Source organism: Streptomyces griseosporeus (genome assembly GCF_014656055.1).
Taxonomy (GTDB): Bacteria; Actinomycetota; Actinomycetes; order Streptomycetales; family Streptomycetaceae; genus Streptomyces; species Streptomyces griseosporeus.
Genome location: NZ_BNBR01000004.1, coordinates 376,818 through 387,055 on the forward strand (window position 1 = coordinate 376,818; position 10,238 = coordinate 387,055).

11 protein-coding genes, 1 tRNA gene and 2 pseudogenes are annotated in these 10,238 nt (G+C 69.9%); 4 read left to right on the forward strand and 10 right to left on the reverse strand.

Annotated elements, in window-relative coordinates:
- Positions 1–22: 22 nt before the first annotated feature.
- The 4 genes from IE308_RS20725 to IE308_RS20740 form a co-directional block, all read right to left on the reverse strand.
- Entirely contained in the window at positions 23–1,300 is a 1,278-nt protein-coding gene (locus IE308_RS20725) for a sensor histidine kinase (protein WP_229908976.1), read from the reverse strand.
- A gap of 213 nt (positions 1,301–1,513) precedes the next feature.
- On the reverse strand, positions 1,514–4,273 hold the full coding sequence (locus IE308_RS20730; protein ID WP_229908977.1) for a TOMM precursor leader peptide-binding protein: 2,760 nt from the start codon (positions 4,271–4,273) through the stop codon (positions 1,514–1,516).
- On the reverse strand, positions 4,270–4,461 hold the full coding sequence (locus tag IE308_RS20735; protein WP_190219073.1) for a hypothetical protein: 192 nt from the start codon (positions 4,459–4,461) through the stop codon (positions 4,270–4,272). Before IE308_RS20735 ends, IE308_RS20730 begins: the two co-directional genes overlap by 4 nt.
- A gap of 156 nt (positions 4,462–4,617) precedes the next feature.
- Positions 4,618–4,842: a cold-shock protein gene (locus IE308_RS20740; RefSeq protein WP_190219074.1), complete on the reverse strand. Its 225-nt coding sequence runs from the start codon at positions 4,840–4,842 to the stop codon at positions 4,618–4,620.
- Positions 4,843–4,997: 155 nt separating this feature from the next.
- On the opposite strand from IE308_RS20740, the gene IE308_RS20745 reads away from it, so the two are divergent.
- Positions 4,998–5,756, forward strand: a complete 759-nt coding sequence (locus tag IE308_RS20745; protein WP_190219075.1) for a DUF6928 family protein — start codon at positions 4,998–5,000, stop codon at positions 5,754–5,756.
- A gap of 156 nt (positions 5,757–5,912) precedes the next feature.
- On the opposite strand, the gene IE308_RS20750 is transcribed toward IE308_RS20745, so the two are convergent.
- The 6 genes and pseudogenes from IE308_RS20750 to IE308_RS20770 all read right to left on the reverse strand — a co-directional run bounded on the left by IE308_RS20750 (position 5,913) and on the right by IE308_RS20770 (position 8,883).
- The gene (locus tag IE308_RS20750; protein ID WP_190219076.1) at positions 5,913–6,314 is read right to left on the reverse strand and encodes a hypothetical protein; all 402 of its coding nucleotides are present in this window, start codon (positions 6,312–6,314) and stop codon (positions 5,913–5,915) included.
- Between the two features lie 117 nt (positions 6,315–6,431).
- Positions 6,432–6,667 (reverse strand): annotated as a pseudogene (locus IE308_RS37000) (NUDIX domain-containing protein); the annotation flags it as partial.
- A gap of 647 nt (positions 6,668–7,314) precedes the next feature.
- Entirely contained in the window at positions 7,315–7,530 is a 216-nt protein-coding gene (locus IE308_RS20755) for a hypothetical protein (RefSeq protein WP_190219077.1), read from the reverse strand.
- A gap of 57 nt (positions 7,531–7,587) precedes the next feature.
- Positions 7,588–7,653 (reverse strand) — tRNA-Arg (locus IE308_RS20760).
- 88 nt (positions 7,654–7,741) lie between these two features.
- A complete protein-coding gene (locus tag IE308_RS20765) occupies positions 7,742–8,080 on the reverse strand; it encodes a hypothetical protein (RefSeq protein ID WP_190219078.1) in 339 nt (112 codons plus the stop codon).
- A 47-nt stretch (positions 8,081–8,127) separates the two neighbouring features.
- Entirely contained in the window at positions 8,128–8,883 is a 756-nt protein-coding gene (locus IE308_RS20770; protein ID WP_190219079.1) for a GntR family transcriptional regulator, read from the reverse strand.
- Between the two features lie 79 nt (positions 8,884–8,962).
- Between IE308_RS20770 and IE308_RS20775 the strand changes: the two genes are divergently transcribed.
- From IE308_RS20775 to IE308_RS37005, 3 genes and pseudogenes are all read left to right on the forward strand, one after another.
- Positions 8,963–9,241: a hypothetical protein gene (locus IE308_RS20775; protein WP_189813426.1), complete on the forward strand. Its 279-nt coding sequence runs from the start codon at positions 8,963–8,965 to the stop codon at positions 9,239–9,241.
- Positions 9,242–9,764: 523 nt separating this feature from the next.
- A complete protein-coding gene (locus tag IE308_RS20780) occupies positions 9,765–9,989 on the forward strand; it encodes a hypothetical protein (protein WP_190219080.1) in 225 nt (74 codons plus the stop codon).
- Positions 9,986–10,238: pseudogene (locus tag IE308_RS37005) on the forward strand (GntR family transcriptional regulator); the annotation flags it as partial. The gene IE308_RS20780 and the pseudogene IE308_RS37005, both read left to right, overlap by 4 nt.

Consider the following 10,238-nt stretch of genomic DNA (forward strand, 5'->3'; position numbering starts at 1 on the left):
AATCCTTCCTGGCGGGAAGCGGTCAGCCGACCGGCGAGGCGGGAACTTCGGCCACCAGCAGGAAGGTTCCGTCGTCGGCGGGCTCGGAGCGCAGCGTTCCGCCGACCGTCTCGATCCTCGAGCGTAGATTGCCGAGCCCGCTCCCGCTGTGCGGTGAGGGGTCGTGATAGTCGGGGTCGACCCCGTCGTTGTGCACCGACAGCCGTACCCGGCCCGCCTGTTCGGCGACCTCGATCGTGCAGCGGCCGGCCCGGCTGTGCCGCAGCAGGTTGGTGACCGCCTCCCGCAGCACCGTGGCCAGGACGGTGTCCGCCTGCCGGTCGGCCCGTACTCGCACGACCCGCTTGGCGACCTCGATGTCCGCGGCCCGGAGCACCGACTCCGCCGAGGTGATCTCCTGCTCCAGCGACATCTCGCGCATCCCGCTGGCCACGCGCCGCACATCGCTCAGCGACTGCCGGGAGATGGACAGTACGTCCTCGACCTCCTCCACGGCCCGGGCCGGGTGTGTGGGGATGAGCCGGTGGATCAGCTCGCTCTTGAGTGTGATCGCGGACAGGCTGAAGCCGAGCAGGTCGTGCAGGTCGCGGGCGAACCGCAGCCGTTCCTCGGTGACCGCCATGCGGGCGAGTTCGCCACGCGCCGCGACCACCTCGCGGATCAGCGCCGACAGCCGGGACAGGCCGTAGATCACCAGGCCGGTCAGCAGTGTCGACTGGGGCAGGTAGACGGCGTCGATCACCGGGCGTTTCTCCAGCACCGGCGGCAGCACCATGCTCAGCCCGATCAGCGCGTACAGGGTCCAGGCCACCCGGGGCCGCAGCATCAGCAGGACGGAGGCGGCCAGGAACCCCGCCATCGACCCCCAGGCGGTGTGGAAGACCAGGATCGGCCCGTACGTCAGCACGGCCTGCGCGCTGAGGGTGGCCACCCGGCGCCGGGGCAGCGGGCGTTCGGCCCCCGCGGCCGAGTGCACCAGCTGGAGAGCGAAGATCGCCGACAGGGCGACCAGGGCCACCGCCATGTGGACCACCGACAGGTCGCTGCCCGCGATGTTCAGCATGGTGATGAGGGTGTAACTGAGCAGCGCGACCAGCAGGATGGTGCGGGCCAGCCGGGGCGCGGGCAGGTCGCGGCTGTGCACCTCGGGCAGGTCGCCGTGGTGCGCTTCGGCCGGTTCGCCCTCCCGGTGCTCCTCGGGGTCGTGCGGGTCGTGCGGGTCGTGCGGGTGGTGCGGGTGGTGCGGGTCGTGTTTCGGGTCGTGCTCGGCGGTGGCGTTGGTGCGGTCGTGACGAGCCATCGATGCACGGCCTCTTCTCGCGACTGTGTCCGCGCTTCTCGCAACTCTCTGCGCGCTGGCGGCACATGATATGAGAAGCGTGTGCGAGTCGGGTGAAGATTGTGCGTGTGGAAACACTGCTCACCGGCCGGGGATCCGGCCGGTGAGGCGATATGCGGCGCTTCGGGCGAAGAGGTGCCGCGGGTGAGACCTCCGGGTGAAGAGGGGCGGGGGTCAGACGAACAGCGGTGTGGGGTTCAGCTCCTCGTACGACGTGGGGCCGGCGACCCGGCCGAGCGCGACGGGGACGTCGTACAACCGCCCGGGAGCGAGCCGGCTCCAGAAGTGCCGCATACCGGGCACGATCACCTTCACCACCGGAAGTTCCAGGTCGGGCCGGGTCTGGTCGAGCACCAGCAGCTCCATGCCGCGCCGGCGCACCAGCTCGGTGACGGCGGCGACGTCGTCCAGCAGATCGGCCCGCGGGCAGTACGACCAACTGGCGGGCGTACGAGCCGGGACCCCTGCCCCGGGTGCCAGATAGGGCCGCCCGGCCACCGTCGCGTGTCGCCACCACTCCAGTGCGTCCGGGTCGTCGACGGCGTACCCCGTGCCGTCCCCCCGCGCCTCGCACACGGCGGGCAGCAGCTGGCCCAGCTCGGACAGGGCCCGGCGCAGCGCGAGCCGCGGGTCGAAGTGCGCGCCGAAGCCGAAGATCACGTCCTCCGCGGGCTTGTCGGTACGCCGGGACAACGCGGCCAGCACCGGAACGCCGAAGTCGGAGGTCAGGTCCAGCACCCACATCTCCCGGCCGAGCCGGGCGCAGGCCTCCCGGACCTGGTCGGCGTACGGGTCCCGGAACGCGTCGACGTCGACGCCGGGCTGGACCGTGCGGTTGTACCACCACAGCGCGACCGCGTCCCGCTCCACCAGCTCCAGGAACCCCTGCACCAGGGCGTCCTCCCGGCTGCTGCCGGCCGCGTTGCCGTTGGAGTCGGCGTGCAGCCCGTCGGCCGCGGGGCCGCCCTGGGTGAAGTACAGCATCGAGGTGGGCAGCATCCGCTGCGAGCCGGAGGTCAGCGACCACACGGGCGTCCACTCGGTGGGCCGGTCCTCGTCGAACCGCTCCGGCACGTGCCGGAAGGGGGACCCTCCGCCGTTCCACAGCTCCCGCTCCCGGAACTGCCGCTCGTGGTACAGCTGACAGGCGTTGGGATGGACGGCGTTCCCGCCCAGCCCCCGGTAGCTGTCGCGGACGACGGCCTCGTCGCCGTGCCGGGTGCCGCTGTACCGCTCGACGGCCTCGCACAGCGCGCTCACCCGGGCCTCGGTCTCCGTCAGGCCCTTGCCGCCGCTCAACGCCCGCAGTCCGGCGCGCAGTTCGGCGAGGGTGGGCGGTCCCATGGCCAGGTTGTGCCCGGAGACGTACGCGTGCAGCCCGGCAGGGGTGCGCGGCGCCCGCGCGATCTCCTTGATGATCCCGGTCACCGGGTCCACCAGCCCGCCGTACCGCTGGAGCATCTGCTCCGGCGCGAGCGCCCGGTGCCCGCCCCCGCCGGTCACGAGGGTGACCTTGGGCCGGGACTCCGGCACGAACGGCGCCCGTACGCCCCGCGCCACCAGCTCCGGGTCACCGCACACCGCGCACTGCGGCAGCCGGGACACCTGGTGGGAGCGGGAGGTGAGCTGCAGCGTGTCGAAGGTGTGCAGCACCTCCTGGGCGTCGTAGCGGATGCCGGCCAGCCACTTGGCCGCCTCCAGCACCGCGATGTGCTGCGCGATGGTGCGCCCGGCGGCGAGCGACGCGTCCGGCCGGCGCGGCGGACCGTCCAGGCCGAGGGCGCGGCGCACCGGCCACTCGGCGCGGCGGTGCCCGGCGAGCCGGGTCGCCAGACACGTCCAGCACGGCCCGCCCTGCGGCCGGAAGACCGGCCCGACCCATGGATCGGCCCCGCAAGGCTTGGCGATCAGCCAGGGCCGCCCCCGCTCCCGGTGGGCGGCGTCGACGTCCCGCAGCCCGGGAGAGAGATAGTCGTCGCAGAGCACGAGCGAGAAGTCCGCCTGCTCCGGGTGGTCGGCGACCCCGAGCCCGGAGGCCCGGCAGGCCGCGGCGATCGCCTCGGTGTCGACGTCCGTGAGCGCCTCGATCCACACGGCCGCGTACCGCAGCCGGGCCGCGGTGGTCCCGCCGTCCAGACCGGCCAGATCCCAGTAGGCCTCGGCCGCCCGGTCCGGCCCGCTGTCCGGCCGCACCCGCAGCAGCCCTGCCGCGAGCAGATCGTTCACCGACAGCAGCGCCTCGGCACTCCCGAGAACGGGCGCGGCCTCCCGCAACACGGCATCCAGCGACCGCGTCCCGTCGAGCAACGGCACCAGCGCCTCGGCATGCGTCCCGTGCAGCGCGGTCACCCCACGCCGCGACATGAGATACGCGGCTTCGCCGGGCACGACGGTGGGCTGCAGGTGCAGCTTGAAGCCGAGGAGCGCGGAGGGGTCGAGGGGGGCGGGGGCGAGGGGCGCGAGGACGGTGGGAGTGAGAGGGGCTGCGGGGGCCGGGACGTCGGGGTGGAGGGGGGCCGGCGGAGCCGGGATGTTGCGGTGCTGGGGGGCCGCGGGGGCCGGGGCGCTGTGGTGGTGAGGCGCTGCGGAGGCTGGGATGTCGCGGTGCTGGGAGGCCGCGGGGGCCGGGACGTCGGGGGCGAAGGGAGCCGTGGGGGGCGGGACGTCGAGACGGTGAGGGGCCGTGGGGGCCAGTGCGTCCGGGCGGTGAGGGGCCGTGGGGGCCGCCAGGGTGTTGGAGGGGAGGGTGGCCGTGGGGGCCGCCAGGGCGTTGGAGGGCAGGGTGGCCGTGGGGGCCGCCAGGGCGTCGGGGTGGAGGATGGCCGTGGGGGCCAGGGGGCCTGGGGTGGGGGTGCCCGGGAGGGAATCCGCATCCGGGTGGAGACCCCGGTCCGGATCCGGCAGAACCGTTTCCGCTTCCGCCGGTGATGTCATGCGGACAGTCTCTCGGCACCCGCACTGGCCGGCGCGGTCGCCGCGGCCACGATGCAGATGGTGAAGAGCGGGGTGTCGGACCCGGCGACATCCAGGCTCTCGATCACGAGCCGGGGCCGCGATGAACTCGCGGGACGCGCCTGGACGGTCTGGCCGGAGGTGCCCTTACTCGTTACGAGCTGCGCCATGTCTCGATCTCCCTCGTCGCTGGTCGGGTGGTCCCTTCTGGCCGTCATCGTGGTTCCCGGACGGGGGTCGCAGACAGTGGTGGCTTCATATGTCGGGGGTGAAGTTCTCACCAAAGGTGCTCCGCCGCGACTCGCCATCGTTGTCAGATGCCGATGTCAGCCCGACCGGGGAACGACATTCACGGCCCGGTAGTCGTACCCGTCCTGCTTGAAGCCAGGGGCTTCCCACTGCAGGTCCACCTGCTGCCCCGACGACAGCGTACGGAAACCCTCCATCTGGATGTCGGAGTAGTGGGCCCAGCAACCGCCCGGTGTCTCGGGGGAGTCGAGCACACCCCAGCCTTCTTCGTCGCGCCACTCACGGACAGTCGCAGTCACCATGCGGTGAACGGTACTGGCCGGTTGGGCGCGACGGTCCGGCGTCAGCCTCCCGGCCGGGCTTTCGGGGCCAAACTGCGGGCCAGTCCGCCTCCCGTTGTCAGTGGGGGCGGCTACGGTCCGTTTCGCCGGCAAGGGCAACGTCCTGGGGAGGGGCTTTGGGAGCGAAGACGGGCTTTCTGGTGTACGCCGACGGCGACGTGCCGGGGCTGCTGCGCGAAGTGGGCACAGCGGACCTAGCACGCACGGCCGACGTGATGCGGCGGCTCTACCCGGGCTGGGAGATAGAGGAAGGCGAGGGCTCGACTCTCTGGGACGCCGTGTACCCCCCTGAGGGGACGGCGTACGCGGCGAGTTGGCCCGGCGTCGAGGTCATCGGCGACCAGAGGGTGATGATCGACTTTCCCTCCCAGCTCCCGGAACACCTCGTGGCGGCAAGCGCCGGCCGACGGCTCGTGCTGCACGCGATGCACAGTGTCGTGGACTGGCTCGCGTTCGCCGTGTGGGAGGACGGCCGACTCGTCCGCTCCCTCAGTCTGTCCCCCGATTGCGGCATCATCGAGAACATCGGCGAACCCCTCCCGTTCGAACTGCCCTACTGGGCCGGAGACCGACCGGCCGACGTCATCCCTTGGCCAGACGAGGACGAAGAGTCGTACCCACTGCCGTTTCACCCGTTGGAACTGGGCGAAGACGCACTGCGAGCACTGTGCGGCTTCGTACTGGAGGGCCGCCCGGAGCCCGACGACATCGACACGGACAGCATCCGACTGCACGGCTTCCGGGTCCGGGATCCGCTCGGCCCTGACCCGGCTGAACGGGAAGCGGCGCTGCGAAAGATCCGGGAAACCATGGGCCCGCCGCGCTTCTTCACCATGGGTCCTGACGGTTCCCTGATCGAGCTCAACGGCTTCTAGCTTGGGACTGCTTCGTCCCGAAGCAAGTTGCTTGGGTGCTCAACCCGGCCCGGCTCTGCTCCTGACCTGCGGCGACAGCCCGCGGGTGTCCATGCTTGTCCGCCGTTGTGCGTCGGCGTTGTCACGCAGTTAGACACGCACCCGGTGAAGACCGCTTCACTCCTCTCCAGGCGGGATGAGGCGATCGGCGCTCTCAGCATCGTCTACGTGCCCGTGCGCGTCGACGGTAATCGGGGTGGCGCGTCCCTTTGCGGTGACCAGCCATGCGAGCACCTGCTCGGTCAGCGGCCCGTTGCTGGGCCCCTCGTCCTTCCAATACGCGCGCCAGCCCCCTCCGGGTATGGCGGCCACTACCTGGTCGGCTCGCTCCAGGTGGGAGAAGTCTGGGTAGTCCGTTACCGGGCGGCGGGTACCGCGCTGGGGATCGACCACAAGGGCAACGCCTGTTGCTTCGTCCCAGGCGTCCACGTCCACGGTCCGACCGATCAGCGTCTCGGTGCCAGTGAAGATCGCGAGCCAGCCTGTCCCGTTGAAGTAATGCATGCGGTCATCGTCCATGACGGCGGACGGCACCTCAGTGCCCGGGGCCAGGCGTATGCATCCATCGGTAACTTTGACGTCCAGGGCGGCCGGCGCTCAGAAGATGCAGACAGGCCTTTGCCACGAGTCCGGTTCGGATGGCTTGCAGGGGAAGAACAGGACCACGACGCCTCGGGGCGGGTTTTTAACGACGTCGGTTAGCTCGTCCACCTCGACCTGTATGCCTGACTCCTCCAGGACTTCGCGAGATACGCCCCCTCTGGGGTGTCAACTTCAATGACTCCGCTGGGCAGTTCCCAGGCGCGGTCGTCGCACAGCCAATCGCCAGGAACTGAGAAGCGGTGCTGCGAGCGTCGCTTCTCGCCTGGCATGGTCCAGTACCTTCACGCCGTGCTGGGGAGTGCCCTCCGGAGCGCCGTCCGTGCGGAGTTGGTGGAGCGTAACGTCCCCAAGCTGGCGCAGGTACAGACTCCTCGTTGTCGCGTGGTCCGGCGTCCGAGTTGCGTTTGGACTAGGTGTAGTCGCACACGGGTACGAGGCCTTCGCCAGCGAGGTATGTGCCACCCGTTGAGGAAACTCGTATATGCGTTACCAGTGCGGGTTCAACTCTTTTAATTCCGACAATAGTGCGCACTTGTGAGTAGGGTGCAGACTTCCCTTTCGGCTTTAGGCGTTCTGTCTTACGTGGAAGTCTCGACACATGGTCTCCCTCGTAGGCCGTGAAAACAATTCTGTAGCGGGTCCCCGCGATGCGTCCGTTCAGAGTTGCGAGCGGGCGTTCAAGCGACTCGGACTTGACCCTCTGACGCCCTGTCAGGCGTGGTGCACATCCTTCATCTGGTGAGCGCGACTGCATGAGCGTCTTGGTGTGCCACACGCGCCGAGGAAGCCGTGGCCAAAGCGAGTGGAGGACGTGACCTTGCCCGAGCTCGACATCGACGACCAGTGGCATGAGTCGGCCCCCCCGCGCCCGATCGATCTGCCTGCCCGGAGCGGGTCGGTCGCGTCGCCGGATCCGTCATCGGTCGGGCTTGGCGTAGGTCACGTAAGGCCTCGCGGGCATCGCCTCGAAGCCGCGGGCGATCCGCCAGAGCGGCCCGGCGCCGACTGCTGCCCGGGCCGGGGGCTTCGACACGAACTCGACGCGGCCACCCGCGAGAACCCGCTGACAGCCGTACAGCCTCGGACCGGCCTTGATCATCGAGCGGGCGTCCGGCGCCTTCGTCGAGCCCACCCGCACCCACCCCGACCAGCAAAAACGCCCTCCCAAGGGGAGGGCGGAGACGGGCGCCCCCGGCAGGACTCGAACCTGCGGCCAAGCGCTTAGAAGGCGCCTGGTGTGACGACCGGCGCACCCTTGGTTACCTGCACCTCTCCTCGTGCCTGGCACTACGGTGCCCGGCCTTCGACACGGATTCGACAGCGCTTCGGTACCCGGGTGCTAGTCAGTCTCTGGCGAACCACACGTAACTGCCCGCGGTGGAGACGCACTCTTGCAACACCGCGGCAAGATCATCCAGCGCCGCACGCTGCCGCTCGTCCGTGCACTGTTCCCTCAAACCGGGCACTTGGGCGAGGGCGGCTTCGGCCTCTTGCTCGTTCATCATCGTGTCCCCGTAGAGGTCGACAGCGGTGAGTCGACCAGGGACACCGAGATAGTGAAGCGCCCCCAAGGCGTCGGCCAACGCATCGGCGTTCCCGTGGCACCCGCGCAAGAACGTCGCGCGAGACTTCTTCCAGTTGCGAGCCGGCCGAGCAGAGTGCAGTTCCACATCGATCCCCACGCCCGTCATCATGCATCCCGCAATGAGGTTTTGCAGGGGGTGATCGATCAGCGGTTGATCGGGATCTCGTAGACGATCTCGCAGTGAGCGGCGGGCACCACGATGTCCGCCGTCTCCACGGGCCGTCCCCCGTCGCTGTAGTACGTGCGCCGGATGTGCGTGACGAGCGCGGCCTTCTGGATGCCCAGGAGTGATGCCTCCTCGGCGGTAGCCTGCCTCGGCTCAGGCTGCTCGACGGCGTGGCTGACGGTGACACCGATAGCGGCCATCCGGTTCACGACCCCTGCCCCGGCGTGCGGCCCTCCCTCCGGGAGAACAACCAGAGTGCCGGCGGTGAGGTCGTACGGCTCCCAGCTCGTCGACAGCTGCACGGGCCTGCCGTCGGCCAGGAACTCGTACGTCGTCCGGACGCACAGGTCGCCCTCGGCGATACCGAGCCGCGCCGCGATGTCGGCCGGAGCCGGCACCTTGGCCTCAGTCCGGCTCTCCCAATCCCCTTGCTTGCCCACGGCCTTCATGTCCGCCCGGAACGGCGACCCGTCGGGCCGCTCACGCGCGGACGAACGGACCACCCGTACCCGCTGCCGGGGCTCGGCGACGTACGTACCCGAACCGGCGCGGCCCTCCAGCACGCCCTGGGAGATCAGCAGCTCCTGAGCCCGGCGGACCACGTTCTCGCCGACCCCGTACTCCTGGCCGATCTGGGCGCGGGACGGCAGACGGTCCCCGGGCTCCCACACGTGCTCCGCGATCCGGCGCCGGAGTTCGTCGGCGATGCGGAGATAGGGCGGCTGCTCAGGCATATGGAAAATCTAGTCCACTAGCCCTAATCTAGTTAACTAGCTTCACTGAAAGTGATCGCCGATTGACGGAGGCTGCCCTGTGCCCGCTTCGGGATCCCGCGCGGCGGCCATCGCCGCCCGGCTGTCCGCCGTCGGGCTTCCCGCGCGCGTGGAGGAGTACGACCGCTACACGTCGGTCGAAGCGGAGATACCGGAAATGCCCTCCGCCGACTTATGGCGGGAGGCCCTGGAAGTGGTGGCCGAGGCCGATCGGTTCGGCCTCCGCGCCACCAGCCAGAACGGCCGCACCCTCTGGGCGGTCGTACACAAAGCAGTCCCCACGACGGGCGATGTCGGGGGACCGAGCCATCAGCGATAGGAGCTGAGCAGCGTGCTCAACCGTATCCGCCGTGCCGTCTCGCTCACCAGAGCGCGGTACGCCCCCAAGGGCAGGCACCGCCGCCCCTTAACGACATCCCGGCCGACGGTCGCCCCTGCCTGCCCGGCGTCCGCCGATGCGTCGAGGCGGCCACTGGGCCGGGTGTCCGACATCGCCAACCACCGACTCCAGCTCGCAGGGGAGGACAACGCACTCGTCCGCCCCTACGTGCTGGCCTGGGAGCAACGAGTACGGCCACGGGCGGTGGTCGTCGCTTCCCATTTGCCGGCTGAAGCCTGGTCGACCCTGGCGGGGGCCCGCTGATGTCTCCACGCCAACAGCTCCGCGTCACCGACGCCTCGGCCGTCCCCTACCGGTCGACCACCTGCCGTATCGGCACACACCCGCGCTGCACGGAGTCCTCTCCCGTCTCCGCGCCGATCGGCCTGCCGGTCGTCTACGAGACGTGCGCGTGCCCGTGTCACTCGGCCCCGGGCCACTCAAAGCCCAGGGAGGTGCAACGGTGAGCGGTTGGGTACCGGGCGGCGCGCTGGTCTCCACGGTCGAGGTCACGGCGACCACCGTGCAGCGTGGCGACGTCATTCAACTGGGCGGCAGAGCGTGCCGGGTCATGGACCTCATCCAACTTCCTCAAGGCGCCAAACGACTCCTCTTCGAGTCGGGCGAGCTGCTGACCATACACACGCGAACCCGGCTCGCCGCCGTTCGCGTGCAGAGAAGGCGGTGACCCGGTCCGTGCCATCACGCCATCACGACATCGCCGACGATCTCCGGCGCCAGATTACAACCGGCGCGGTCAAACCGGGTGAACGCCTGCCGTCTGAAGCAGACCTCGCCGACCGATACGAGGTCAGTACGGCAACTCTGCGAAGTGCCCTCGCGGTCCTCCAGGGCGAGGGCCTTGTCGAGAAGAGGCACGGGAAAGGCAACGTCGTCCGCCGCTGCCTCCGCAAGGTCGTGTACGTCGGGGGGGGGG

Coding starts and splice junctions, on each gene's coding strand:
- IE308_RS20740 (WP_190219074.1), bottom strand. CDS start 4,842: ATGGTGACTGCGACTGTCCGTGAGTGGCGCGACGAAGAAGGCTGGGGT.
- IE308_RS20735 (WP_190219073.1), bottom strand. CDS start 4,461: ATGGCGCAGCTCGTAACGAGTAAGGGCACCTCCGGCCAGACCGTCCAG.
- IE308_RS20730 (WP_229908977.1), bottom strand. CDS start 4,273: ATGACATCACCGGCGGAAGCGGAAACGGTTCTGCCGGATCCGGACCGG.
- IE308_RS20770 (WP_190219079.1), bottom strand. CDS start 8,883: ATGCCTGAGCAGCCGCCCTATCTCCGCATCGCCGACGAACTCCGGCGC.
- IE308_RS20725 (WP_229908976.1), bottom strand. CDS start 1,300: ATGGCTCGTCACGACCGCACCAACGCCACCGCCGAGCACGACCCGAAA.
- IE308_RS20750 (WP_190219076.1), bottom strand. CDS start 6,314: ATGGACGATGACCGCATGCATTACTTCAACGGGACAGGCTGGCTCGCG.